Raw genomic sequence first — 25818 nt, forward strand, 5'->3', positions numbered from 1 at the left:
TTGTGCATCCGTGGCTTGGTGCGGACGGGTCTAACGCCCCGCCTCCTGCAACCACGCCCACACCCGCTGCGGCGTGAAGGGCATGTCGACGCGCGTCACCCCCTGCCCCGCCAGCGCGTCGCGCACGGCGTTGGAGATGGCCCCCAGCGCGCCGACCGTTCCCGCCTCGCCGCAGCCCTTCATGCCAAAGGGGTTGAGGATGGAGGGCACGGGTTCCGATGTGAAGGAGAAGAAGGGCAGCTCATCCGCCCGCGGCATGGCGTAATCCATGAAGCTGGCGGTCAGAAGCTGGCCGGTTCCGTCATGGACCGCATTCTCGCAGACCGCCTGACCATAGCCCTGCGCGATGCCGCCGTGGACCTGCCCGATGGCCAGCGCGGGTTCGATCAGCGTGCCGAAATCGTCGACGACTGTATAGCGGTCCAGCCGCAGCGCGCCTGTTTCGGGGTCGATCTCGACCTCGGCCAGATGGGCGCCGTTGGGGAAGGAGCGGCCTTCCAGCGTGATGGTGGCGGAGCGGTCGCACAGGTCGTCGCGGCCCTTCTCGCGGGCCAGTTCCGCCGCCTCGGCCAAGGTCAGGCGCAGGTTCGATCCGGGGGCGCCGAAGGTGCGACCGTCGAAGGCGACACCGTCCAGCCCGAGATCGGCCTGCAGGAAATCGACGAAACCCGCCACGACCTGCGCCACCGTCTCGCGCAGCGCGGTGCCCTGCACGGTGACCGAGCGCGACCCGCCTGTCCCGCCGCCCTTGGCGATCAGGTCGCTGTCGCCCTGCACGACGCGGATCAGCGCCTCGTCCAGCCCTGTCATTCCGGCGGCCATGCGGGCATAGACGGTTTCGTGCCCCTGCCCGTTCGACTGGGTGCCCACATAAAGCGTCGCCCCGCCATCGGCATCCAGCGTCAGGCGCGCGGTTTCATCGGCATCGCCAAGGATCGATTCGATATAGGCGGCAAGGCCCAGACCCCGCAGCAAACCCTTGGCCTCGCTTGCCTTTTTGCGTGCAGCAAAGCCTGCGACATCCGCCTCGGCTTCGGCCCGCGACAGCACGCGGTCGAAGTCGCCCACGTCGATGAAGGACCCCGTCACACTGCGATAGGGGAAGGTGCGGATGAAGTTCCGCCGCCGCAGGTCGAAGGGGCTGACGCCGAGAACGCGCGCGGCTTCGTCCATCACGCGTTCGATGGTCAGGATCGCCTCGGGCCGGCCCGCGCCGCGATAGGCGTCGACGGGGGCGGTGTTGGTAAAGACCCCCTTGGCGTTCAGCCAGGCATGGGGGATGTCGTAAAGTCCGGTCAGGACCTTGGCAAAGAGTTCGGACTGGATGCCCTGCCCGAATTGCGAGTTATAGGCGCCAAGGTTCGACAGGACCGTGACGCGATAGCCGGTGATGCGGTGGTCCGCGTCGAACCCTATCTCGGCCCGCGCGATCAGGTCACGACCGGCATTGTCGGTCAGCATCCCCTCGCCCCGTTCGGACATCCAGCGCACGGGGCGGCCCAGCAGGCGCGCGGCCTGTGCGATGACGGGGTATTCGGGGTAAGTCATTGCTTTTATGCCGAAACCGCCGCCGACATCGGGGTTCGTCACGCGGACCGCCTCGGGGTTCAGGGCCAGCATCCGTGCCAGTTCGCGCTTTTGCACCCAGACGCCCTGCCCGTTCACGCAGAGATGCAGGCGCAACCCGTCCCAGTCGGCCCATGCGCCGCGCGGCTCCATCGGGTTCACGATGATACGGTTGTGGAGCACCTCGAGCCGGATGACACGGGCGGCGGCGGCGAGGGCGGCTTCGGTTTCGGCCTCGTGCCCGATGCCGTAGTCGAAGGCGAGGTTGGCGGGGGCCTCCGCGTGGATCTGCGCCGCGCCGGGTTCGAGGGAGAGGGCGACGGGCCGTTCGTCCATGTCGAGTTCGACAAGCTCGGCCGCATCGCGGGCCTGATCCAGCGTTTCGGCCACGATCATCGCAATGGCCTCGCCCACAAACCGGACGCGACCTTCGGCAAGGACGGGGCGACGGGGGGCGGCGCCCTTGGTGCCATCGCGGTTGGTCATGCGGGAAAAGCGCATCCCTGCCTCGACCCCCTGTTCGCGCAGGTCGTCGGCGGTCAGGACCAGATGCACGCCCGGCGCGTTGCGGGCGGCCGAGACGTCGAGGCGGGTGATGTCGGCATGGGCGCGGTCGGACCGCAGGAACCATGCACGCAGCGCATTTTGTGGCGCAATATCATCGACATAGCGGCCCTGTCCGGTCAGGAAGCGGATATCCTCGCGGCGGTTGGCGGGCTGGGCCTGACCGAATTTCATGACGGGCTGTTCCTTTGTTCGACAGCCGCAAAACCTACGCCCCCGGCGGGGAATGTCCAGCCGGGGGCGCGGTATTCGTGGCGGTTAACCGTTCGTTAACCGGAAAGGCGGTCAGACCTTGAGCGACAGGACCGTCGCCATGGCCACATCGCCAAAGCCGTTGAAGCGGCTGTTGGTGACGGTGGAATAGGCGCCCATCCCCTGCACGATGACATAGTCGCCTTCCGCGATGTCGGAGGGCAGCATCACCTCGCCCGGCAGGCGGTCGACCGAGTCGCAGGTGGGGCCAAAGACGATGCGGCCCTGCGCCTCTCCCTTGCGGCGGTTGCCTTCGGGCGAGAGCACCTCGATCCGGTCGATGACGCCGATCAGCGGCAGCTCGGTCAGCGTGCCGTAGACGCCATCATTCAGGAAGACATGGGTATCGTCGCGCAGCGCCTTGACGCGGGCGGCCAGCGTGAAGGCATCCCCGCAAAGCGCACGGCCCGGTTCGCAGACCAGAAGCGGGCGGTTGTCGCCGAAGGCTTCGGTCGCCACGCGGTCGATCAGGGCGAAAGTCGCCTCGAGCTGCGGGATCACGCCGGTCAGGCGGTGCGAGGGGAAGCCGCCGCCCACGTTCAGACGCGCGATGGTGACGCCAGCGTTCCGCGCGATCTCGGCGGCGGTGCGGATATAGGTTTCCCATGCGGCGGGGTCGGTGCATTGCGTTCCGGGGTGGAATGTGAGCGAGGGGATGAACCCCGCCGCCGCGACAGTCGCCAGAAGTTCGGTCGCAAGTTCCGCTGTGGCACCGAATTTCGCGCCGAAATTGTAGGCCGCCCCTGCAACGGGCAGCTTGAAGCGCACCGAAATCTCGGTGTCCTGCGCGGGGACGAGTTCGATCAGCTTGGCCAGTTCCGATTTCGAATCGACCGAATAGGATTTCACGCCCTTTTCGACGGCATGCTGGATTTCGGCCCGGGCGCGGACGGGGTTGTTGTAATGGATCGCCGCATCGGGGGCGAGGCGGCGGATCAGGTCGATCTCGAAGGCCGAGGCGCAGTCATAGCCGCGCACACCGGCGGCGGCGAGGTTTTCGATGACCTCTTCGCCCGGGTTCGACTTCACGGCATAGGTGACCATGCCGGGGAAGCCGTCGATGAAGCGGCGCGCGGCGGCCTGAAGTGCCGAGGGCGAGAAGAACAGCACCGGATTTTCCGGCTGCTGGTTGCGGAGGAATTCGGTCGGATTGGTCCAGATCGTTTTGGACAGTCCCATCGGCGTGATCCTTTCTGCCAACAAGACGCAAGCCCTCCCCGTTTGCATGTTACGGACAGCGGCACCTGCGAGGTTTTTTCCAACCAGGCCAGGTGCGTATGAGCCGCCCTTTTCCTGCAATCGAGGATGCCGCATATGGGGTACAACTTCACCGGACAAAACTGTATAAATGCCGCGAAACGTCGTCATAATGACGAAATGATCGGGCAGAATGCATGGACGAACTGGATCGCAACATATTGGGACTTCTGGGGGCGGATGCCCGTATGTCGGTGGCGACGCTGGCGCGACGACTAAAGGTTGCGCGCAGCACCATCCAGGCGCGGCTGGAGCGGCTGGAGACGACCGGAGTCATAGCCGGATATACGTTGAAACTGGGTGAAGGGGCCCGTCAGGGGCGGCTGCGGGCATCGGTCCTGCTGACGATCGAGCCGCGGGCGCAGGCGGGAATCCTTCAACGTCTGAAGGCGATTTCCGAGGTGGAGCGGGTGTTTACCACCAGCGGGCGGTTCGATCTGCTGATGCAGATCGCCTGTCCCAATACGCAGGTGCTGGATCAGGTGCTGGACCAGATCGGCACGATCACGGGGGTGAAGTCGTCCGAAAGCCTGATCCACCTGTCGACACGGATCGACCGCGCCGTGTGAGAATCGGCCTTGGCCGCAGCTTGTGCCGTCGGCTGTGCAGACAGGTGTACATACGCAGCGGGCGGCGGGTTAAGGGTCCGGCCGAGAAGGCAGCATGCGCTGCACCCGCCCCCCCCGCCTGACCCCGATCGCGGGCGGCGGCGGGACGGGCCGCCGCAGGTTTCAGCCGACGGTTCGACCGAAGGGCCAGCCGGACCCAGCCGGATGCGGAGGTGGCATCTGGCGCTTTCCCTTGGCCCTTGGCCGCGCTAGAACCCGCGGCGACGATAGGGGATGCACGCGATGCCGATGGAAAAGACCTTTGACGCCGCCGGGGCCGAGGCGCGGATTTCCGCGAAATGGATCGAGGAGAAGGCGTTTCGCGCCGGGGCCAATGCGCGGCCCGGGGCGGAAAGCTTTTGCGTGATGATCCCGCCGCCGAACGTCACGGGATCGCTTCACATGGGCCATGCCTTCAACAACACGTTGCAGGACATCCTGACCCGCTGGCACCGCATGAAGGGGCATGACACGCTGTGGCAGCCCGGGACGGACCATGCGGGGATCGCCACCCAGATGGTGACGGAACGCGAGATGGCGGCGAAGGGCGAACCCGGCCGCCGCGAGATGGGGCGCGACGCCTTTACCCTGCGGGTCTGGGAGCAGAAGCGGAAATCGCGCGGCACGATCATCGGGCAGTTGCAGCGGCTGGGCTGTTCCTGCGACTGGGACCGCGAGGCCTTTACCATGTCGGGCGCACCCAACGCGCCCGAGGGGGAAGAGGGCAATTTCCACGATGCGGTGATCCGCGTCTTCGTGGACCTTTACAACAAGGGCTTCATCTATCGCGGCAAGCGGCTGGTGAACTGGGACCCGCATTTCGAGACGGCGATTTCCGATCTGGAGGTCGAGAATATCGAGGTCGACGGGCATATGTGGCATTTCAAGTATCCGCTCGCGGGCGGAGCCACCTATCGCTATGTCGAAAAGGATGCCGAGGGGCGCGTGGTGGTGGACGAGGTCCGCGACTACATCTCCATCGCCACGACGCGGCCCGAGACGATGCTGGGCGACGGCGCGGTGGCGGTGCATCCGTCGGATGAGCGTTACGCGGCCATCGTGGGCAAGCTGTGCGAGATTCCGGTGGGGCCAAAGGCGCATCGCCGCCTGATCCCGATCATCGTGGATGAATATCCGGACCCGACCTTCGGGTCGGGCGCGGTGAAGATCACGGGGGCGCATGATTTCAACGACTATGGCGTGGCCAAACGGGGGGGGATTCCCTGCTATCGCCTGATGGACACCCGCGCCCGGCTGCGCGATGACGGGGTGGCTTACGCCGAGGCGGCGGCGGTGGCGCAGGCCGTGGCGCGGGGCGAGCGGGTGTTGTCCGAGGCGGAGGCGGATGCGCTGAACCTTGTCCCCGATCACCTGCGGGGGCTGGACCGGATGGAGGCGAGGAAGCGCGTGGTCGAGGAGATCACGGGCGAAGGTCTGGCCGTGATGACGCGGGCGGATGATGCGCGTCTGGGAAAGGCGGCGGTGAAGAAGGATGCCGAAGGGGCGGATGCGCCCGTGCCGCTGGTCGAGGCGAAGAAGATCATGCAGCCCTTCGGTGATCGTTCGAAAGTGGTAATTGAACCCATGCTGACGGACCAATGGTTCGTGGATACGGTTCGAATCGTGCAACCCGCCTTGGACGCCGTGCGGTCGGGCGCGGTGAAGATCATCCCCGAAAGCGGCGAGCGGACCTATTACCACTGGCTGGACAATATCGAGCCGTGGTGCATCTCGCGCCAGTTGTGGTGGGGGCACCAGATTCCGGTGTGGTATGATGACGAGGGCAACCATTACTGCGCCGCGACCGAGGCCGAGGCACAGGCGATGGCGGGTGGGCGCAGGCTGGAGCGCGACCCCGACGTCCTCGACACATGGTTCTCCTCCGGCCTCTGGCCGATCGGGACGCTGGGCTGGCCGGAAGAGACGGATGCGCTGAAGCGGTTCTTCCCGACATCCGTCCTGATTACCGGGCAGGACATCCTGTTCTTCTGGGTCGCGCGGATGATGATGATGCAACTGGCCGTGGTGGGCGAGGTGCCGTTCAGGACGGTCTATCTGCATGGCCTCGTGCGGGACGCCAAGGGCAAGAAGATGTCCAAATCGCTGGGCAATGTCATCGACCCGCTGGAGATCATCGCGGAATACGGCGCGGATGCGCTGCGCTTTACCAATGCGGCGATGGCGTCGCTGGGCGGCGTGCTGAAACTGGATACGGCGCGGATCGCGGGGTATCGGAATTTCGGCACGAAGCTGTGGAACGCCTGCCGCTTTGCCGAGATGAACGGGGTGTGGGAGGGGCACGCGACGCAATCCGCCGCGCCCGCGGCCACAGCCACGGCGAACCGGTGGATCATCGGGGAAACCGTCCGCACGCTGGCCGAGGTGGATGCGGCGCTGGCGGACTATCGCTTCGATCAGGCGGCGGATGCGCTTTACAAATTCGTCTGGGGCAAGGTCTGCGACTGGTATGTGGAATTCGCCAAGCCCCTGTTCGACGGCGATGCGGCGGAGGAGACGCGCAAGGTCATGGCATGGGTGCTGGACCGCTGCATGATCCTGCTGCATCCGATGATGCCCTTCATCACCGAGGAGCTTTGGGCCACGACCGGAACCCGCGCGAAGATGCTGGTCCATACCGACTGGCCGGAGGCGGACCAAAGCCTCGCCGATGCGGCGGCGGATCGCGAGATGGGCTGGGTGACGGGGCTGATCGACGAGATCCGCTCGGCCCGCGCGCAGATGCATGTGCCGGTTGGGTTGAAGATCGACCTTGTCGCCACGACCCTGTCGGAAGAGGCGCGGCAGGCCTGGGCGCGGAACGAGGTGCTGATCAAGCGGTTGGCGCGGGTGGAAAGCCTGACCGAGGCCGCCAGCGCGCCGAAGGGGTCCGTCTCCATCGCGCTGGAAGGCGCGGCATTCGCCATGCCGCTGGACGGGATCATCGACATCGCCGAGGAGAAGGCGCGCCTGTCCAAGGCGCTGGAGAAGCTGGGGAAAGAGATCGGGGGGCTGAAGGGCCGTCTGGGCAACCCCGCCTTCGTCGCCAGCGCGCCGGAAGAGGTGGTCGAAGAGGCCCGCGCCAATCTGGAGGCGCGCGAGGACGAGGCGGGCAAGCTCGAGGCCGCGCTGAAGCGTCTGGCCGAGATCGGCTGATCGTCCGCGGGCGAAGGATTTTCTGGCGAAAATCCTTCGGGGCGATCTTTCTGGCGACAGATCGTGCCCTTCTGGCGGGCCGGATCGGCGGGGGCGATCCTTCGCAAGAAGGATCGTTGCGAAGGATTTTCGCCAGAAAATCCTTCCCCCCTTGCGCTTTTCGCTGCGCCGCGTTTCCCTGCGGCGCATGACCGGACCCCGCCTCACCCCGCTTGCCGCCAGCCTTCCCGATACCGTGCCCTTCGTCGGGCCCGAGACGCAGGAGCGCGCCATGGGCCGCCCCTTCCGCGCGCGGCTGGGCGCGAATGAAAGCCGTTTCGGCCCCTCGCCCCGGGCCATCGCGGCGATGGCGGCGGCGGCGGGCGAAGCGTGGATGTATGGCGATCCCGAGGTGCATGACCTGCGCGCGGCGATTGCGGCGCATCACGGGGTGACGGCGGCGCATGTCGTGGTGGGGGAAGGGATCGACGGGTTGCTGGGGGTTCTGGTGCGGCTGGTGGCGGGGTCGGGGGATCGGGTTGTGACCTCGCTCGGGGCCTATCCGACCTTCAACTTCCACGTCGCGGGCTTTGGCGCGGAGCTGCACCGCGTGCCCTATCGCGACGACCGCGAGGATACCGACGCGCTGGTGCAAAAGGCGCGGGAGGTGGGGGCGAAGCTGGTCTATTTCGCCAATCCCGACAATCCGATGGGCACGTGGCATGAGGCGGGCGTGGTCGAGGAGATGGTGGCAGCCCTGCCCGAAGGCGCGCTGCTGGTGCTGGACGAGGCCTATGCCGACCTTGCGCCTGCGGGGGCGGTGCCGCGGATCGCGGCGGATGATCCGCGGGTGATAAGGATGCGGACTTTTTCCAAGGGCTATGGTCTGGCGGGGTTGCGGGTGGGCTATGCGATCGGGGCGCCCGCGCTGATCCGCGCCTTTGACAAGGTGCGAAACCATTTCGGGATGGGGCGCGTGGCGCAGGCGGGGGCGCTGGCGGCGCTGGCCGATCAGGGCTGGCTGCGGGATGTGCAGGGCAAGGTGGCGGCGGCGCGCGACAGGATCGCGGGGATCGCGGCGGCGAACGGGCTGCGCGCCCTGCCGTCGGCCACGAATTTCGTGACGGTGGATTGCGGGCGGGACGGAGATTTTGCGCGGGCGGTCCTGCGCGAGTGCATCGCGCGGGGGCTGTTCATCCGGATGCCCGGGGTGGCGCCGCTGGACCGCTGCATCCGGATCAGCGCGGGCACGCCTGCCGATCTGGATGTGCTGGAAGAGGTGCTGCCGCAGGCGCTGCGCGCGGCGGCGGGCTGATCACTCGGCCTTGCCGATGGCGGGGGCCTGACCGGGGGGCGGTTCGATGGCGGGGCCCAGACGGGGGGCCGGAGGCTCGGCCGCGATGGCGCGGGGAGCCTCGGTCAGGGTGGCGGCAAGGCTGGCGGCCGCGGCCGTCGCACCGCCCAGCGGGCGGCGGAAGACCAGCATGGTCTGTTCGACCAGTCGCGTCTTCATGAAGCCCGCGCGTTCCTCGGTCGGCAGGGTTTCGGCGCGGACATAGTCCCAGCCGTCGCGCCCGAGATCGTTCATCAGGGTGGACAGCGTCAGGGCGAAGCGGTCCTCGTTCGTCTTGGCTTCGCGCGATTTGGTGCCGCGGCGGGGGGCGGGGATGACCTTGAATTCGTAACGCTGCATCGCGGGCTCCGGTGGCACAGGCGGAAGATAGGCTGCGGCGGGGACAAGGCCAAGGGCGGAAGCGGGCGGTGCGGGCTTTGCCGCCGACCGCCTTGCCGCTGCGATCAGAGGCCCAGTTTCTGCGCTACCATCTGGTTGACGACGGCCGGATTGGCCTTGCCGCCGGTGGCCTTGAGCACCTGACCGGTGAACCAGCCCGCCAGCTTGGCATTGACCTTGGCCTTTTCCACCTGTTCGGGATTGGCCGCGATCAGGGCATCCAGCGCGCGTTCGATCTCGCCCGTGTCGGTGACCTGCTTCATGCCGTGCTTTGCCGCCACCTCGGCGGGGATGCCGCCTTCGGTCCAGAGGATTTCGAACAGGTCTTTTGCCATCTTGGTCGTGATCTCGCCCGACGCGATCAGGTCGAGGACGCCGCCGATCTGGGCCGCCGAGAGGGGGCTTTCGGTGATGCCCTTGCCTTCCTTGTTCAGGCGACCGAAGAGTTCGTTGATGATCCAGTTCGCGGCCTGCTTGCCGTCACGGCCCCGTGCCACCTCTTCGAAGAAGGCGGCGTTGTCGAGTTCGGCGGTCAGGACGTTCGCGTCATAGTCGGTCAGGCCGAAATCGGCCATGAAGCGGGCTTTCTTGGCGTCGGGGAGTTCGGGCATGGATGCCGCGATGTCATCGACCCATGCCTGTTCGATCTCCAGCGGCAGGAGGTCGGGACAGGGGAAGTAGCGGTAGTCATGCGCCTCTTCCTTGGAGCGCATCGACCGCGTCTCGCCCTTGTCGGGGTCGTAGAGGCGGGTTTCCTGATCGACCTTGCCGCCATCCTCGAGGATGGCGATCTGACGCCGCGCCTCGTATTCGATGGCGGCCTGGATGAAGCGGAGCGAGTTCATGTTCTTGATCTCGCACCGCGTGCCGAGATGGCCGAAATCCTGCGTGGCCTGATAACGTTCGTAATCGCCCGGGCGGCAGACCGAGACGTTGACGTCCGCGCGCAGGTTGCCGTTTTGCATGTTGCCGTCGCAGGTGCCCAAGTAACGCAGGATCTGGCGGAGTTTGGCAACGTAAGCCGCCGCTTCCTCGGGCCCGCGGATATCGGGGCGCGACACGATTTCCATCAGCGCGACGCCGGTGCGGTTGAAGTCGACGAAGGACATGTTGGGGTCCATGTCGTGGATCGATTTGCCCGCATCCTGTTCCAGATGGATGCGTTCGATCCGCACGCGGCGGGCGACGCCGGGGGACATTTCCACGATCACCTCGCCCTCGCCCACGATGGGGTGGTAGAGCTGGCTGATCTGATAGCCCTGCGGCAGGTCGGGGTAGAAATAATTTTTGCGGTCGAAGGCCGAGCGCAGGTTGATCTGCGCCTTGAGCCCGAGGCCCGAGCGGACGGCCTGTTCCACGCAGAATTCGTTGATGACGGGCAGCATCCCGGGCATGGCGGCATCGACGAAGGCCACGTTGGAATTGGGTTCGGCCCCGACCTGCGTCGAGGCGCCCGAGAAGAGCTTGGCGTTCGAGGCGACCTGCGCATGGATTTCCATGCCGATCACCAGTTCCCAATCCCCCGTCGCGCCCGCGATCACCTTGGGTTTCGGGGCTTCAAAGCCAAGGTCAAGCATGTCCCGCCGTCCTTCAATCCGTTTGACGGACTGTCTAGGGCGTCAGGGGCGGCGCTTCAAGCGGACTTGTATCGGGACGGGGGCATCCGCGGGGCTGGCCCGTCCGGGTCATCGCCGAAAGGATTGGCCTGCTCCTGCCCTGTCGCGATGCGGCGGGCGAGAAACCAGATGAGGGGAAAGAGAATCAGCAGGAGCAGCCGGTTGGCAAGCCGCCCCAGAAGATCGGCCGTCACCGACCGGGCAAAGATACGCGACATGGCAGTGTCGAACCTTTTACTGGGCGGACGGACAGGGCGAGCAACCCGGCCGTCCGGTACAAAGCGTATGGATACAATGCCTTGGGATTGTGGCAGTGGCGGGGCATTTGCGGGCCTGAAATGGGGGGGGGTGGCGGGAATCTGCCGAAGCGGGCGGGCGGTGGTCCCTTTGCGTGGACAGTGCTGTTTCGGGCTGGTCAAAGGCACAGGTCGCGCAGATGGGTGCGGCGCTGCCCTGTGGTAAACGATGTCCTGTCCTGTACGCCTTGCCGGTCTTGTCCTTGCCCTTGCCGCCCTGTCGGGCTGCGTTTCGGGCAAGACGGAAGCCAACCTGTCCACGAGCGGACAGACGCCGCCCATGCAGTGGGACGTGCGGCCGGACGGCAAGGAATGGACGAAAACCACGCTGGACGCGCTGGAACAGCATGATCCGGCGCTGGCGGGGGCGGTTCCGGCGGATATCGACCTGTGGTGTCCGGGCTACGAGACGGCCTCGCTGGACGAGCGGCGGGCCTTCTGGGCGGGGCTGATGTCGGCGGTGGCGCGGTATGAATCGTCGTGGAACCCGCAGGCGGCGGGGGGTGGCGGGCGCTATATCGGCGTGATGCAGATTTCCCCCAAGACCGCCGATTACCACCAGTGCGAGGCCGATACGGCGGCCGAGTTGAAAGACGGGTCCGAGAATCTGGAATGCGCGTCGCGGATCATGGCCAAGGCCGTGGCGATGGACGGCATGGTGGCAGGCGGCGGCAATCGCGGGATCGGGCGGGACTGGATGCCCTTCCGCGATGCGGCCAAGCGGGCGGCGATGGCGGACTGGACCAGCGCGCAGCCCTATTGCCAGGGGTAAGGCGCTTTATTTCGCGGGGGAATGCGGGCGGGGGTGACCCCGCCTTTTTTGGTCCTGATCCGTAGTCTGGGCGCTATTGCCCGTCCTACGCGCCGCGCATGCGCCCGACCATTTCGCCCAGATCGCGGCTGAGGCCGGGCGTGGCGGCCATGCGCGCCAGTTCCGCCGCGACCAGCGCGCGGCGGTCGGCGTCGTAGCGCGGCCATGTCTCGAAGGCGGTCGACATGCGCGCCGCCGTCTGGGGGTTGAGCGGGTCGAGCCGCAGCAGCCAGTCCGCCACCAGCCGGTAGCCCCCGCCCGAGGCGTGGTGGAAGCCCGCGTGATTGGCCGACAGCGCCCCGATGACCGAGCGGAAGCGGTTGGGGTTCTTCCAGTCAAAGGCGGGGTGGCGGGTCAGGCGGTCGGTCGTGGCCACGGCCTGATCGGGATGGGCATGGGCGATCTGCAGCGCGAACCACTTGTCCATCACGTTGCGGTCGGCGGACCAGCGGGTTTCGAAGAGGCGCAGCTCCTCTTGCCCCAGTCCGTTTTCCAGCAGGCAGACCAGCGCGCCCACCTCTTCGGTCATGTTGTTGGCGGCGCGATAGGCGGTGGCGGCGGCGCGGCCCCCGTCGAGCCGCGACATGAGGGACAGGGCGGCGATCCGCAGCGCGCGGCGGCCTGCGGCGCGGGCGTCCGGCGTGAACGGGCCGGGTTCGGCCAGCGCGTCGATCAGGGCGGGCAGGCGGGGGCCAAGGTGACGGGCCAGCGCCTCGGCCATCCGCCTCCGTTCGGACCAGATGCGGGCGGGGTCGGGGGTGATGCCTGCGCCATGCAGGGTGGCGGCCATGTCATCCTCGCCCGGCAGGCGCAGGGCCAGCGCGCGGAAGGCGGGGTCGAGCGTGTCGTCGAAGGTGACGCGGGCGACGGCATCCAGCCAGTCGGGACCGGGGCTTGCGCCATCGGTCACCATGCGGGCCAGCAGGTCCTTGGCCAAGGCGCGGCCCGCCTCCCATCTGTTGAAGGGGTCGGTGTCATGGGCCAGCAGGAAGGCGCGTTCTTCCGGTGACACCTCGCGGTCGAGGATCACGGGGGCGGAGAAGCCGCGCAGGATCGACGGGACGGGGCGGGCGGCGGCGGGGAAGCGGAAGCTTTGCCGCGTTTCGGTCAGTTCCAGTACGGTCGTCGGCAGCACCTCGTCGCCGTTGGGGTTCAGAAGGCCCAGCGCGACGGGAATGACCTTCGCGCCCTTTTCGGGCTGTCCCGGCGTGGGTGGGTTTTCCTGTTCGAAGGTCAGGGTATAGGTTTCGCCGTCCCAATCCTCCCACACCTTCACGCGGGGGGTGCCTGCTTCGGTATACCAGCGCTTGAACTGCGTCAGGTCGCGGCCAGTGGCATCCTGGAACACCGCCAGCCAATCCTCGATCGTGGCGGCGTCGCCGTCGTGGCGGGTGAAGTAGAGGTCGAGCGCGCGGGCATAGCCGTCATCGCCCACGAGGCGTTTGAGCATCCCGATGACCTCGGCCCCCTTTTCATAGACCGTGGCGGTGTAGAAATTGTTGATCTCGACATAGCTGTCGGGGCGGACGGGATGGGCGAGGGGGCCGCCATCCTCGCGGAACTGGCGGGCGCGCAGCAGGAGCACATCCTCGATCCGCTTGACCGCGTGCGAGCGCATGTCGCCGCTGAATTGCTGGTCGCGGAAGACGGTCAGCCCCTCTTTCAGGCAAAGCTGGAACCAGTCGCGGCAGGTGATGCGGTTGCCGGTCCAGTTGTGGAAATATTCATGGGCGATGATCGCCTCGATCCGGGCGAAGTCGTCATCGGTCGCGGTTTCGGGGCTGGCGAGGACGAATTTGGAGTTGAAGATGTTGAGCCCCTTGTTCTCCATCGCGCCCATGTTGAAATCGTCCACGGCGACGATGTTGAACACGTCCAGATCGTATTCGCGGCCATAGGCGGTTTCGTCCCAGCGCATGGAGCGGATCAGGCTGTCCATCGCATAGGCGCAGCGGTCCTGATCGCCGGGACGGACCCAGATGTTGAGCGCGACCGCGCGGCCCGAGGCGGTGGTGAAGGGGGCGCTGTGGGCCACCAGATCACCCGCGACAAGGGCGAAGAGGTAGGCAGGTTTGGGCCATGGATCCACCCATTCTGCCCAGCCTGCCCCCTGCCCCGCCGGATTGCCGTTGGACAAAAGGACGGGAAGGTCGCTTTCGATGCGGACGCGGAAGGGGGCCATCACGTCGGGACGGTCGGGGTAGAAGGTGATCTTGCGGAACCCCTCTGCCTCGCACTGGGTGCAGTACATGCCGCGCGACATGTAGAGCCCTTCGAGGGCGGTGTTGGTTTCGGGGCTGATCTCCACCTCGGTGTGCAGCGTGAAGGGGGCGGAGGGGAGCAGGGCGGCGGGGATGGTCAGGCCCGTCGCGTCGGGGGTCAGGTCGAGCGGTTGGCCATCGAGCCGGAGCGACAGGAGGCGGAGATTCTCGCCATCCAGCCGCAGGTCGTGATGCCCCGGGCGGGCGGGGTTGGGGGCGAGGCGGAGCGTGGCCGAGACGCGGGTCGCGCGGGGGGCGAGGCGGAAGGTCAGCGCCACGTCGCGGACGATATGCGTGAAGGGCTGGTAGTCGGACAGGTGGACGGCGCGCGGTTCGGACATTTCGCTCTCCCTTTGCGGGGAAAGCTATGGAGGGGGACGGGGGAAGGCAAGACGCGGCGGCGGGGCGCCCTCAGGCCAGCGGGATGCGGAGCGTGAAGGTGGAGCCCTGCCCCTCGGTCGAGGTGAAGGTGATCGTGCAGCCGGTCAGGTCGGCGAGGCGGCGGCAGATGGTCAGGCCGATGCCCGTGCCGCTGATCGTGCTGTTTTCATGCCCCAGCCGGTCGAAGGGGGTGAAGAGGCGCGGCTGCATATCGGCGGGGATGCCGATGCCCGTATCGGTGACGCGCACGGCGAGCATTCCGGATTCGACCCCGAAGGCCAGCGTGACGGAGCCGCCGTCGCGGTTGTACTTGATCCCGTTCGAGACGAGATGCGTGAGGATGCGGCGGATGATTTCCGCATCGCCGCGCACCGGCGGCAGCAGGGCGGCGGGCGGGTTGACCGTCAGCGTGACGCCGTGGTCGGCGATGGCGGGACGCGCGGCCTCGACCGCCTGACGGGCGACGGGCAGCACGTCGAGTGCGACGAGATGTTCGCGCACCTCGCCCTGTTCGATGCGGCTGAGTTCGATCACGCCTTCGACCAGTTGCAGAAGCTGCCAGCCCGCCGTGGAGATGGCCTTCACCTGCCGCAGGTTGTCGCCGTCGAGCGTCTGGCCGCGGGCGGAACCGAGCAGTTCCGAGAAGCCGAGGATGGCGTTGAGCGGGGTGCGGAGCTCGTGGCTCATGGCCGACAGGAAGTTGGACTTGGCACGGTTCGCGGTCTGGAGCTTTGCCCCCATCGTGACCAGATGGTCACCCACGGTCTGGAGTTCGGCCACTTCGTAGCGGTGGTCGGGGGGCACGCTGCCGCCATCGGCGATGCGGACCATGTTCCCCTCGATCTCGGCCAGCGGACGGGCCACGCGCGAGGACATGGCCGAGGAGCGGCGCCACAGGAGCAGGAAGAACACGGCGTAGAAGAGCACGAGGATGGCCAGCATGATCTGGCTGACCAGACCGAGCTGTTCGCGCAAGGTGGTCGCACCGGCAAGGATCGACTCCTCGCTCGTCAGGGTGATGAGTTTCCACTGCGGGCCGGCGATGGTGGCCCAGCCTGCGATCATCGGGCGGCCGAGATCCACGTTGCCGTGCCCTTCGGGCATGGACTGGATCACCTGCGCGAGGTCCGAAAGTTCGGCGCGGCGGTAGAGGTTGAAGCTGTCGGGTTTGAACGTGTCCTGGAGGATCGCCTCTTCGTAGCTGTGGTCCAGAAGTTCGGACAGGCCCAGATCGGCCTCGCCCGCCGGAGGCAGGGCAAGGATTGTGCCGTCGCGGCCCACGAGGATGGCATAGCCGTCGCCTTCGAGGTCGATGTCGAGCACCTGATCGACGATGGTGTCGATGGTGATGTCGATGCCCACCACGCCTTCGAGGACGTCGGGACGGTCGGCGCCGTAGACGGGCGCGATGGCCGAGACCATCCAGCCCGAACCGGCGGGATCGACATAGCTGTCGGTCCAGACGACCTTGCGGTCGGGGTTATGGGCGGCGTCGGCCTCGTAATAGAAATTGTAGCTGGGGATATCCATCCTGGGCGGATAGATCGCCAGCACGTCGAACCACGGATAGATGCGGTTCAGCGAGTCATGGGTGTTGAGGTAGAGCTGCGTGATGAGCGGGTCGGCGGCCTTGATCGATTTCATCAGCGGATCGAGGCGGCTGGTGCGCCAGACCTTGTCCTGCTCTGCCGGTCCCACGGGGACGATGCCGCTGTAGAACACGGCTGCGGCGCCGGTATCCGTGCCGGTGTGGAACACCCCGTCGGGCGAATAGACGTGGTTGTCCTTTTCGGATTGCGGCAGGTCGGGGGCGGGTTGGGCCAGCGCACGGACCGAGTCATCGGCAAAGACCCGCGTCAGGGCCGCGACGGTTTCGAGGCGGCGGGCGATGATGTCGGCCTCGCGCACGGCGGCGGCGCTGACGGCTTCGGTCGAGATCTGGGTGACGGCCGCGGCGCTGCGGTCATAGACGACCTGGCTGGTGCCCCAGTAGATGGCAAGGAAGGAGAGTTCGATCAGCAGGAGCGGGACCAGTGCCGCACGGATATAGGACCGCCAGAGCCAGGTCTTGAGCGGTTGGGGGCCCTGGGCAGTGGTCGTGCTGGTGGTAGACATAGGTTCCCGGGGGGCAGAGAGGGTCCGCGTGGCGGATCATGATCCTGTCCATGATCCTGCCATGTGCCTATCACTTTTCACCAGAAGAACATTCGGAGGCATTGTCACACCCCCAAGGTATAGAAGCGATCCATCCTAATGGGTGGATCATTTCAACCGGAGAGGGAGACGTCGAGGAAGAGCATCACCACCAGCCCCACCGCAAGGCCGAGCGTGGCGCGGTTCTGGTTCCCGTTGCGATGGGTTTCGGGAATGATCTCGTGGCTGATGACATAGAGCATGGCGCCTGCGGCGAAGGCCAGCCCCCAGGGCAGCAGCGCCACCGAAGCCGAGACGACCCCCGCCCCGACCATGCCGCCCAGCGGTTCCACCAGTCCGGTCAGGGCGGCGATGGTGAAGGAGCGCAGGCCCGAATACCCCTCGCCGCGCAGGGCGATGGCGACGGCCAGACCCTCGGGGATGTTCTGCATCCCGATCCCAAGCGCCAGCGGCAAGCCGCCCGCAAGGCCGTCGCGGCCCACACCCACGCCAACGGCCAGTCCTTCGGGGATGTTGTGTATGGTGATGGCAAAGACAAAGAGCCAGACCTTGCGGAGCGAGACGGCGGCCGGACCTTCGCGCCCGCTGGCGAAATGTTCGTGGGGCAGCATCTCGTTCAGGGCGGCGATCAGGGCCATGCCGGCCAGAAGGGCGATGCAGACGACCAGCGCCGCGCCGCTGCGCCCGCCGTAATCGGGGCCCGCGCTGGCAAGGGCGGGAATGATGAGCGAGAAGAAGGCCGCCGCCAGCATCACCCCCGCCGCGAAGCCGAGCGCGAGGTCGCGCGCCGCAGTCGACGGCACGCGCCCGCGCAGGACCGGCAAGGCGCCCAGCGCGGTGAGCGATCCGGCGCAGAGGCTGGCGAGGAAGCCGAGAAGGAGGGGGGATTGCGACAGCACGGGGTCCGGACAGGAAAACTCTGCCCATTGTTAATGCGGGTGCAACGCATTTGAAAGCGCCAAGCGTGGCAGGCCCTGCCCTGCCGCTGCGACCCGTGGCGCGCGCGATTTCCGGCTTTACGAATCCGGCGGGGTCGCTAGATAAATGTTCCATGAATGTTCTTGTCTGGTTCAAGCGCGATCTGCGGATCGAGGATCACCCGGCCCTGAGCCGCGCGGCGGCTCTGGGCGCGGTGCTGCCGGTCTATGTGGTGGAGCCGGAGCTGTGGCGGCAGACCGATGCCTCGGGGCGGCAATGGGCCTTTGTGGCCGAGACGCTGGAGGGATTGCGCGCCGATCTGGCGCGGCTGGGCGCGCCGCTGGTGGTGCGGGTGGGCGACGCGGTGGAGGTGCTGGACCGGCTCTGCCGCCAGCATCACGTCGCACGGGTGTTCAGCCATGAGGAGACCGGCAACCTGTGGACCTATGCGCGCGACCGGCGGGTGGCGGCTTGGGCGCGGGGCGCGGGGGTGCCGTGGGAGGAGTTGCCCCAGCAGGGCGTGGTGCGCCGCTTGGCCAGTCGCGACGGCTGGGCACGGCGGCGCGACGGGGTCATGGCGGCGGCGGCGCTGCCCGCGCCGGTGGCGCTGCACGGGGTGGCGGGGGTGGAACCCGGCGCGATCCCCACGGCCCGCGCGCTGCGTCTGGCGGATGATCCTTGCGCGCACCGGCAGGCGGGGGGGCGGGCGCGGGGGCTGGCGCTGATGGAGTCCTTTCTGGCGGTGCGGGGCGAGCCTTACCGCGCCGCCATGTCCTCGCCCCTGACGGGGGAGCGGGCCTGTTCGCGGCTGTCGGCGCATCTGGCCGCGGGGGCACTGTCGGGGCGCGAGGTGGTGCAGGCCGCAGCGGCGCGGGCGGCAGAGCGGCCCGGCGGGCGCTGGGGCGGCGCGCTGGCAAGTTTCCAGAGCCGGATGGCCTGGCGCGACCATTTCATGCAGAAGCTGGAGGACGAGCCGGAAATCGAGATCCGCGCGCTGCACCGTGCCGCCGATGCCCTGCGCCCGCGCGAGCCGGATGCGCTCCGGCTGGCGGCATGGGCGGCGGGCGAGACGGGGCTGCCGTTTCTGGATGCCTGCATGCGCTATCTGCGGGCGACGGGGTGGCTGAACTTCCGGATGCGCAGCATGGTGATGGCGGTGGCCTCGTACCATCTGTGGCTGGACTGGCGGGCGACGGGGGCGGTGCTGGCGCGGCGTTTCACCGATTACGAGCCCGGCATCCACTGGCCGCAGGTGCAGATGCAGGCGGGGGTGACGGGGATCAACACGATCCGGATTTACAACCCCGTGAAGCAGGGGATGGATCAGGACCCTGCGGGGGTCTTTACCCGCCGCTGGGTGCCGGAACTGGCCGCCGTGCCGGACGCCTTTTTGCAGGAGCCGTGGAAATGGTCCGGCGCGCGGGGCGTGCTGGGGCGGCTTTATCCCGAGCCGGTGGTGGATGTGGCCGCCGCCGCGCGGGCCGCGCGCGAGGCGTGCTGGGGCCTGCGGCGCGAGCGGGGGTATCACGAGCAGATGGCAGAGGTGATCGAGCGCCACGCCAGCCGCGCCGATGCGCGCTTTGTCAACGACCGCGCCCCGCGGGGGCGGCGGCGGGCGGATGCGGCGCAGATGAGTCTGGACCTTTAGCCATGGCGAAGATGCGGAAGAAGGGCGATCTGCCGGTCAAGACCTGCGCCTGCTGCGGGCGGCCCTTTGTCTGGCGCAAGAAGTGGGAAAAGGTCTGGGACGAGGTGCGGTATTGCTCTGACCGGTGCCGTGGCGAGGCGCGCAAGGGCAAGGGCGCGACGGCGTAGGACGGGCATTATTGCCCATCCGGCGGGGCGACCCGTGCCGCGAGTTTGCCCAGTGTCTGAAGGCCCAGCGCCTCGGCCCCGAACGCCTTGGCCTGTTCCCGTTCCCCTGCCGTGTTGAAGATCATGGTCAGCGTGATGCGGGTGCCTTCGGGGACCGGTTCGAAGCTGGCAGAGGCGTCGGCGTGTTTCGGGCCGTTCTCGCCCCAGTGCAGGGTGTAGTCGATCCGCTCCATCGGGCGGATGGGGCCGTAGCGGTGGTGGTTCGGATAGACCGTCCCGTCGGGGCCGATCATGTCGAACACCCATTCGCCCCCTGCGCGCAGGTCGATGCGCGCGGTGCGGCAGGTGAACCCGTCGGGGCCCCACCAGAGCGGCAGGGTGGATTCGTTCCACCATGCGCCCCAGACGGTGGCGACGGGCGCGCGGATCACGCGCGAGATGGTCATGGTGCGGTCTGCGGCATCGGTCATGTCATCAGCCCCCGCGCATAGGCCTCGAGCTGGGTCGCCACCGTGCCCCAGCCGTCATGGAAGCCCATCTCGGCATGCTGTTTCGCGGTGTCGGCGTTGCGGTGACGGGCGATGGCGGTATAGCGGGTGCGGCCTTGGCCCAGATCCTGAAACGTCAGGATGGCGGTCATGAAGGGTTCTGCGGCGGGCTTCCAGCCCTCGGTATAGGTGTCTGTAAAGACGAGCTTCTCGTTCGGCACCACTTCCAGATAGACGCCGCGGTTTTCCATCACGGCGCCATCCACATCGAAGGTCGTGTTGCAGGCCCCGCCCACGCGCACATCCAGATGGCAGGCGGTGACGCGGTGGGGTTTGGGGACGAACCAGTGGACCAGATGTTCGGGCGTGGTCCAGCAGGCATAGATCAGCTCGCGCGGGGCGTTCAGGTCGCGTTGCAGGACAAGGTCGAGATCGGGGTCGAAATCGGGCAGGTCTTGGGGCGTCATCGCGCGCGTTCCTTCATCAGGCGGGTCACGTAATCGTCCAGCCGGTCGAGGCGCGACTCCCAGAGCGTGCGCTGTTCGTCCAGCCAGTGCTGCATCGGCGCCAGTGCCTGCGGGACCAGCACGCAGGAGCGGACGCGGCCATCCTTGGCGGTGGTGATCAGCCCCGCCCCTTCCAGCACGGAAAGGTGGCGCAGGATCGTCGGCAGGCGAAGCCCCGAGGGACCGGCCAGTTCCGTCACCGCCGCAGGGCCCTGTGCCAGACGTTCCAGCATCGCCCGCCGCGTGGGATCGGAAAGCGCATGGAAGAGGAGCGAGAGGTCGGGGTCATGCTTAGCCATATCGCTAAGTATCACGGCGGGGGCGAGTCGGGGAAGGAAAACTTAGCTATATTGCAAAGTTTCAAGATTATCTCGCAAAGCCAAAAGGTGATGTTCGCAAAGCTGCGCAAATCGGTCGGGGGCGCCGGTTGCGGTAACGGGGGCGGTTTCTGTATGGTGTGCCATCGCATACCGAAATGACAGGAGAGCGCCATGGAACGGCAGGATCGCCACGGATTGCAGGTGGATGCCCGTCTGGTGTCTTTCGTGGAGGGCCACGCCCTGCCCGGAACGGGCATCGCGGCAGAGCGTTTCTGGCAGGGCTTTGCCGCGGCGGTGGCCGGGCTTGGTCCGGTGAACCGCGACCTGCTGGCCAAGCGCGACCGGATGCAGGCGCAGATCGACGACTGGCACCGCGCGCGCAAGGGACAGCTGCATGACGCTGCGGCCTATCGCGATTTCCTGCACGAGATCGGCTATCTGTTGCCCGAAGGCCCCGATTTCACCATCCGCACGGCGGGTGTGGACCCCGAGATCGCGCAGGTTCCCGGGCCGCAGCTTGTGGTGCCGGTCATGAACGCGCGCTATGCGCTGAACGCGGCCAATGCGCGGTGGGGGTCGCTGTACGATGCACTGTATGGCACCGATGCGCTGGGCGATGCGCCGAAGGGGCGCGACTATGACCCAGCGCGCGGGGCGCGGGTGATCGCATGGGCCAAGGCGTTTCTGGATGATGTGGTCCCGCTGGCCAAGGGCAGCCATGCCGATGTGACGGGCTACCGTGTCGAGGGCGGCGCGCTGGTCCCTGCCCTGCGTGACCCGTCGCAATTCGCGGGCTTTCGCGGCACGGCAGGGGCGCCGTCGGCCATCCTTCTGAAGAATAACGGGCTGCATCTGGTGCTGCGGATCGATCCGGGCCACCGGATCGGCGCGGCGGACAAGGCGGGCGTCGCCGATGTGCGGATGGAAGCCGCGCTGTCGGCCATCATGGATTGCGAGGACAGCGTCGCGGCGGTGGATGCCGAGGACAAGGTTCTGGCCTATTCCAACTGGCTGGGCCTGATGCGGGGCGATCTGGTCGAGATGGTGGCCAAGGGCGACCGGACCATCGAACGGCGCCTGCGCGACGACTATGCCTTTACCGCCGCCGACGGGCGCGAGATCAGCCTGAAGGGGCGCGCGCTGATGCTGGTGCGCAATGTGGGGCATCTGATGACCAACCCCGCCATCCTTGACGCCGAGGGGCGCGAGGTGGGCGAGGGGATCATGGATGCCTTCGTCACCACGCTCTGCGCGCTGCATGACCTGCAGAAGGCGGACGGGCCGCGCAATTCGCTGCACGGGTCGGTCTATGTGGTGAAGCCCAAGATGCACGGGCCGGAAGAGGTGGCCTTTGCCTGCACGATCTTCGACCGCGTGGAAGAGACGCTGGGCCTGCCGCGCCACACGGTCAAGCTGGGCATCATGGACGAGGAGCGGCGGACGAGCGCCAATCTGAAGGAATGCATCCGCGCCGCCGCCGATCGGGTGGCCTTCATCAATACGGGCTTCCTCGACCGCACGGGGGACGAGATCCATACCAGCATGGAAGCGGGGCCGATGGTGCGCAAGGGCGACATGAAGGGCGCCGCGTGGATCAAAAGCTACGAGGACAGGAACGTCGATATCGGGCTGGCCTGCGGGTTGAAGGGGCGGGCGCAGATCGGCAAGGGGATGTGGGCGATGCCCGACCTGATGGCCGCGATGCTGGAGGCCAAGATTGCCCATCCGCGCGCGGGCGCGACCTGTGCATGGGTGCCCTCGCCCACGGCTGCCACGCTTCATGCCACGCATTACCACCGCGTGGATGTGATGGCGGTTCAGGACGGCATCGCCAAGGGCGGGCCGCGCGGGCGGCTGGAGGATCTGCTGACCATCCCGCTGGCCGAAGGCGTCAACTGGTCGGACGAGGATATCCGCGCCGAGGTGGAGAACAATGCGCAGGGCATCCTTGGCTATGTCGTGCGCTGGGTCGATCAGGGCGTGGGCTGTTCCAAGGTGCCCGACATCCATGATGTGGGGCTGATGGAGGACCGCGCGACCTGCCGGATTTCCTCGCAGGCGCTGGCGAACTGGCTGCACCATGGCGTGGTGAGCGAGGCGCAGGTGATGGCCGCGATGCGCAAGATGGCCGCCGTGGTGGACCGGCAGAACGCGGGCGATCCTGCCTATCGCCCGATGGCGCCGGGATTCGACGGGGTGGCGTTCAAGGCGGCCTGCGATCTGGTCTTTGACGGGCGGGCACAACCTTCGGGATATACGGAACCCGTGCTGCACCGTCGCCGGCTGGAACTGAAGGCGCGCAGCCGCATTCGCGCCGTGTGAAAGGCCCGCTCCGGTGCGGGCAGGCGGGGCCGCGTTTGTGGCCCGCACCCCTGCCCCGCGGCGGGTCAGCCGATATCCAGCGCCAGCGCGTGGATGCGGGTGTTCAGATCGCCCAGCGCCTTCTGCACGGCGCGGTGACGGTTCACGCGGCCCATGGCGGCAAGGGACGGCGCGCGGATCATCACGCGGAAATGGCTTTCCCCCGACCCGTCATCGCCCGCATGGCCCGCGTGGCGGTGGCTTTCGTTCACGACTTCCAGCGCGGTGGGTGCGAAGGCGGCGACAAGACGCTGCTCAATCTCGGTTGCGACGGTCATTTTGTCCTGTCCCCTCTTCAACTTGCCGCCGGAAGTCCTAAACTCTCGCCTCCGAGTCGGAAAGGCCAAGCTCGACCATGACCACACGTCCCCCTTTTGAGTTCGATATCCGCGTTTCGGCGGACAAGAAGCGCCGCAAGACGGGGCGGCGCGGCATGTCGGGGGCGTTCGAGACGTCGCAGAAGGGATGCGAATATCCCGGCTGCAAGGAGCAGGGCGCCTATCGCGCCCCGAAATCGCCGGACCTGCTGGACGAGTTCTTCTGGTTCTGCAAGGACCATGTCCGGGAATACAATCTGAAGTGGAATTTCTTTCAGGGCACGACGGACGAGGAATTCCAGAAATTCCTCGACAAGGACCGGCTCTGGGGGCGCGAGACCCAGCCCTTCGGCAAGCGTCCTGACGAGGGGCGGGCCTGGTCGCGGCTGGGCGTGGATGACCCTATGGCCATTCTGGGCGAGAAGGCGACGCTGAACCCCGCGCGGCCCACGGGCAATGCGACGCGCAAGCTGCCGCCGACCGAGCGCAAGGCTCTGGAGATCCTCGACGCGCGGGACACGATGACCAAGGCCGAGATCCGCAAGCAGTACAAGTCGCTGGTCAAGGACCTGCATCCCGACATGAACGGCGGCGACCGCAGCGACGAGGACCGGTTGCAAGAGGTCGTCTGGGCGTGGGACCAGATCAAGGACAGCCGCTACTTCCGCGACTGAGCGCGCGCCGCCTCGCGCAGGGCGACCATCTGGACCGCGACGGGGGCGGCGAGTGCCGCGCCCCATGCCAGCGGGTGGAAGGGCAGCGCGGAGAGCAGCGCGAGCGGCCCGCCCGCAACCCCGCCCATGAGCGGCGCGGCAAGGGCGGCGATGATGGCCGAAAGGATAAGGACCGGAAGCGTGACGCCAAGGGCGCGCAGCCAGCCCTGAAGCCCTGCCCGCCCGAATTGCCCCGCCACCGTCCAGCCGCCCAGAAGCGCGGGCGGCAGGGCCGCCGCGAAGGCGGGTGTGAAGAGGACCGAGGCTTCGGTATCGGCCCCCAGTTCCGCGCGGCCGATGGCAGCGGCGGTGAAGATGGCGATCAGGGCGGTGCGGGTCAGGCGTTGTCTGGCGGTCATGACGCAGGAATAGCCGCCCGCCCCGCCGCAGGGAAGCGGGTCATTCATCCGTCAGGGTCTTGAGAAAGGCGACAAGCTGCGCCTCTTCCGCCTCGGTCAGTTTCAGGTTGCCCAGTTCGTCACGGTTCATGGTCGAGGCGATTTCCGGCGCGGGCCAGCAGCGCGCGGCGAGGGCCTGCGACTCGGTCTTCTCGGTCGTGCAGCGGGGCCAGAGGTCGCGGGTGTTGTAGAAGCGGACCACGCCTTCGAGCGTGGTGAACCAGCCGTTATGCATGTAGGCGCGGGGCTTGCCGGTCCAGAGGTTGCGAAGCGTGGGCACCTTGACCGCGCCTTCGACGGCGGCGGCGTGGGGGGCGTAGAGCGGATCGGTGGCCAGCGTGGCGGCAAGGCCGCGGTCCACCCATGCGGGACCATAAAGACGGTAGGCGGGGTTGTCGGGGTTCGGCGGCACGCCGAGATTGTCATAGGTGAAATCGGTGAGCACCGGCCCGCGCCCGCCGGGGCCAGCGGTCAGCACATGGCAGGCGGCGCATTGCGCCTTGTCCCGGAACAGCGCGAGGCCCGACAGTTCGTCGGCGCTCAACCCGCCCTGCCCTGCCAACCATGCGTCGAAGCGCGAGGAATAGCGCATCACGTCGGGCGACGTCTCATAGGCGGCAAGCGCGCGGGTGATGAGGGAGAGGGCGGCTTCGGGCGGGTCATCCGGCGCGGGGTTGTCGCAGGTGGCAGCGGCATCCAGCGGCAGGGCGCAGACGCCCGGTTCCAGCGCCTCCATCGCAGCGCCTTGGCTGGCGCAGGCGCGGGCGGCGGCGCAGGCGGCGTGGGGCAGCGCCATCTCGTCCGGGTTCGTCATGGGCAGCAGCGCCTGTTCCGCGGCGGGATCGCCGGTGGCGGCCCCCGTGGCGCGCCCGTCATGCATGGTGCCGCCGATGAAGAGCAGGTCTTCGCCGTCGACCAGATGGTGCAGCACGGGGGAAAGCGCCTGATAGGCGAGGCTGGGCGGTTTGCGGATGCCTGCATGGCCCGCGACGGCGCCTTCGGCGAAGGCCCCGTCATAGGCGAAACCGTTGTCGGGCCGGTGGCAGGAGGCGCAGGATTGCGTGCCGTTGACCGAGAGCGCGGTGTCGTTGAACAGCGCGCGGCCAAGATCGGCAAGCGGGTCGGCATGGGCCACGGCGGGCAGGAGGGCGAGGGACAGGAGGGCAGCGCGCATTTTCTTTACTGTTTTACTTCGTTTTCTTCTTCCTGATTTTTCCTACAATTATTGTCAACTAATTTCGTGCATGTCGGACCCACCGGATAGACCCCGCCACATGTCGCTTGCGGAAGTTTCCCTGCCGCCCTTCCCCTTGCACCCCCCCGCGATATGTTCCACACATCCTCGACAGCCC

The 25818-nt window shown here is 67.3% G+C and carries 22 protein-coding genes; 8 read left to right on the plus strand and 14 right to left on the minus strand.

The window, feature by feature from the left end:
- Positions 1-30: 30 nt before the first annotated feature.
- Together GU927_RS18930 and GU927_RS18935 are read right to left on the minus strand one after the other, a co-directional pair.
- Positions 31-2304: a xanthine dehydrogenase family protein molybdopterin-binding subunit gene (locus GU927_RS18930; RefSeq protein WP_161763970.1), complete on the minus strand. Its 2274-nt coding sequence runs from the start codon at positions 2302-2304 to the stop codon at positions 31-33.
- 111 nt (positions 2305-2415) lie between these two features.
- Positions 2416-3561 (minus strand): type III PLP-dependent enzyme, encoded by a 1146-nt coding sequence (locus tag GU927_RS18935; protein ID WP_161763971.1) that lies wholly within the window; start codon positions 3559-3561, stop codon positions 2416-2418.
- 215 nt (positions 3562-3776) lie between these two features.
- On the opposite strand from GU927_RS18935, the gene GU927_RS18940 reads away from it, so the two are divergent.
- The 3 genes from GU927_RS18940 (at position 3777) to GU927_RS18950 (ending at position 8694) form a co-directional block, all read left to right on the plus strand.
- A complete protein-coding gene (locus GU927_RS18940; RefSeq protein WP_161763972.1) occupies positions 3777-4208 on the plus strand; it encodes an Lrp/AsnC family transcriptional regulator in 432 nt (143 codons plus the stop codon).
- A gap of 282 nt (positions 4209-4490) precedes the next feature.
- Positions 4491-7400 (plus strand): valine--tRNA ligase, encoded by a 2910-nt coding sequence (locus GU927_RS18945; RefSeq protein WP_161763973.1) that lies wholly within the window; start codon positions 4491-4493, stop codon positions 7398-7400.
- Between the two features lie 187 nt (positions 7401-7587).
- Positions 7588-8694: a pyridoxal phosphate-dependent aminotransferase gene (locus tag GU927_RS18950; protein ID WP_161763974.1), complete on the plus strand. Its 1107-nt coding sequence runs from the start codon at positions 7588-7590 to the stop codon at positions 8692-8694.
- Here GU927_RS18950 and GU927_RS18955 read toward each other — a convergent pair whose 3' ends face one another.
- The 3 genes from GU927_RS18955 to GU927_RS18965 form a co-directional block, all read right to left on the minus strand.
- Positions 8695-9072: a DUF4177 domain-containing protein gene (locus GU927_RS18955; RefSeq protein ID WP_161763975.1), complete on the minus strand. Its 378-nt coding sequence runs from the start codon at positions 9070-9072 to the stop codon at positions 8695-8697.
- A gap of 104 nt (positions 9073-9176) precedes the next feature.
- Positions 9177-10688 carry an Asp-tRNA(Asn)/Glu-tRNA(Gln) amidotransferase subunit GatB gene (gene gatB / locus GU927_RS18960; RefSeq protein ID WP_161763976.1) on the minus strand — a complete coding sequence of 504 codons (1512 nt, stop codon included), beginning with the start codon at positions 10686-10688 and terminating at the stop codon, positions 9177-9179.
- A gap of 56 nt (positions 10689-10744) precedes the next feature.
- Complete coding sequence (locus GU927_RS18965) at positions 10745-10945, minus strand: hypothetical protein (protein WP_161763977.1); 201 nt, start codon at positions 10943-10945, stop codon at positions 10745-10747.
- Positions 10946-11192: 247 nt separating this feature from the next.
- Here GU927_RS18965 and GU927_RS18970 point away from each other — a divergent pair, with 247 nt between their 5' ends.
- Positions 11193-11795 (plus strand): transglycosylase SLT domain-containing protein, encoded by a 603-nt coding sequence (locus tag GU927_RS18970; protein WP_161763978.1) that lies wholly within the window; start codon positions 11193-11195, stop codon positions 11793-11795.
- Positions 11796-11880: 85 nt separating this feature from the next.
- On the opposite strand, the gene pepN is transcribed toward GU927_RS18970, so the two are convergent.
- The 3 genes from pepN to GU927_RS18985 all read right to left on the minus strand — a co-directional run bounded on the left by pepN (position 11881) and on the right by GU927_RS18985 (position 17529).
- On the minus strand, positions 11881-14436 hold the full coding sequence (gene pepN / locus GU927_RS18975) for an aminopeptidase N (RefSeq protein ID WP_161763979.1): 2556 nt from the start codon (positions 14434-14436) through the stop codon (positions 11881-11883).
- A gap of 70 nt (positions 14437-14506) precedes the next feature.
- The gene (locus tag GU927_RS18980; protein ID WP_161763980.1) at positions 14507-16591 is read right to left on the minus strand and encodes a sensor histidine kinase; all 2085 of its coding nucleotides are present in this window, start codon (positions 16589-16591) and stop codon (positions 14507-14509) included.
- Positions 16592-16743: 152 nt separating this feature from the next.
- Positions 16744-17529, minus strand: coding sequence for a ZIP family metal transporter (locus tag GU927_RS18985; protein ID WP_161763981.1), 786 nt, complete (start codon positions 17527-17529; stop codon positions 16744-16746).
- 152 nt (positions 17530-17681) lie between these two features.
- On the opposite strand from GU927_RS18985, the gene GU927_RS18990 reads away from it, so the two are divergent.
- Together GU927_RS18990 and GU927_RS18995 are read left to right on the plus strand one after the other, a co-directional pair.
- A complete protein-coding gene (locus GU927_RS18990) occupies positions 17682-19196 on the plus strand; it encodes an FAD-binding domain-containing protein (RefSeq protein WP_161763982.1) in 1515 nt (504 codons plus the stop codon).
- A gap of 2 nt (positions 19197-19198) precedes the next feature.
- A complete protein-coding gene (locus tag GU927_RS18995; protein ID WP_217765731.1) occupies positions 19199-19363 on the plus strand; it encodes a DUF2256 domain-containing protein in 165 nt (54 codons plus the stop codon).
- Between the two features lie 8 nt (positions 19364-19371).
- On the opposite strand, the gene GU927_RS19000 is transcribed toward GU927_RS18995, so the two are convergent.
- Genes GU927_RS19000 through GU927_RS19010 form a run of 3 tightly spaced genes read right to left on the minus strand, consistent with a single transcriptional unit; the run spans position 19372 to position 20656 of the window.
- The gene (locus GU927_RS19000) at positions 19372-19833 is read right to left on the minus strand and encodes an SRPBCC domain-containing protein (RefSeq protein WP_161763983.1); all 462 of its coding nucleotides are present in this window, start codon (positions 19831-19833) and stop codon (positions 19372-19374) included.
- Positions 19830-20318, minus strand: a complete 489-nt coding sequence (locus tag GU927_RS19005; RefSeq protein ID WP_161763984.1) for an SRPBCC family protein — start codon at positions 20316-20318, stop codon at positions 19830-19832. The genes GU927_RS19000 and GU927_RS19005 overlap by 4 nt, the downstream gene beginning before the upstream one ends.
- Positions 20315-20656: an ArsR/SmtB family transcription factor gene (locus GU927_RS19010; protein WP_161763985.1), complete on the minus strand. Its 342-nt coding sequence runs from the start codon at positions 20654-20656 to the stop codon at positions 20315-20317. Before GU927_RS19010 ends, GU927_RS19005 begins: the two co-directional genes overlap by 4 nt.
- Positions 20657-20848: 192 nt before the next feature.
- On the opposite strand from GU927_RS19010, the gene GU927_RS19015 reads away from it, so the two are divergent.
- Entirely contained in the window at positions 20849-22999 is a 2151-nt protein-coding gene (locus tag GU927_RS19015) for a malate synthase G (protein WP_161763986.1), read from the plus strand.
- A 65-nt stretch (positions 23000-23064) separates the two neighbouring features.
- Here GU927_RS19015 and GU927_RS19020 read toward each other — a convergent pair whose 3' ends face one another.
- Positions 23065-23316 (minus strand): BolA family protein, encoded by a 252-nt coding sequence (locus GU927_RS19020; protein WP_161763987.1) that lies wholly within the window; start codon positions 23314-23316, stop codon positions 23065-23067.
- Between the two features lie 77 nt (positions 23317-23393).
- Between GU927_RS19020 and GU927_RS19025 the strand changes: the two genes are divergently transcribed.
- The gene (locus tag GU927_RS19025) at positions 23394-24029 is read left to right on the plus strand and encodes a J domain-containing protein (RefSeq protein WP_161763988.1); all 636 of its coding nucleotides are present in this window, start codon (positions 23394-23396) and stop codon (positions 24027-24029) included.
- Here the strand turns inward: GU927_RS19025 and GU927_RS19030 are convergent.
- Both GU927_RS19030 and GU927_RS19035 read right to left on the minus strand, forming a co-directional pair.
- Complete coding sequence (locus GU927_RS19030; protein WP_161763989.1) at positions 24014-24475, minus strand: hypothetical protein; 462 nt, start codon at positions 24473-24475, stop codon at positions 24014-24016. The two genes, GU927_RS19025 and GU927_RS19030, sit on opposite strands and share 16 nt — an antisense overlap.
- Positions 24468-25640 (minus strand): cytochrome-c peroxidase, encoded by a 1173-nt coding sequence (locus GU927_RS19035; RefSeq protein ID WP_161763990.1) that lies wholly within the window; start codon positions 25638-25640, stop codon positions 24468-24470. The genes GU927_RS19030 and GU927_RS19035 overlap by 8 nt, the downstream gene beginning before the upstream one ends.
- Between the last annotated feature and the right edge of the window lie 178 nt (positions 25641-25818).

Origin of the sequence: Paragemmobacter amnigenus, assembly GCF_009908265.2 — a bacterium.
Lineage (GTDB): Bacteria > Pseudomonadota > Alphaproteobacteria > Rhodobacterales > Rhodobacteraceae > Paragemmobacter > Paragemmobacter amnigenus.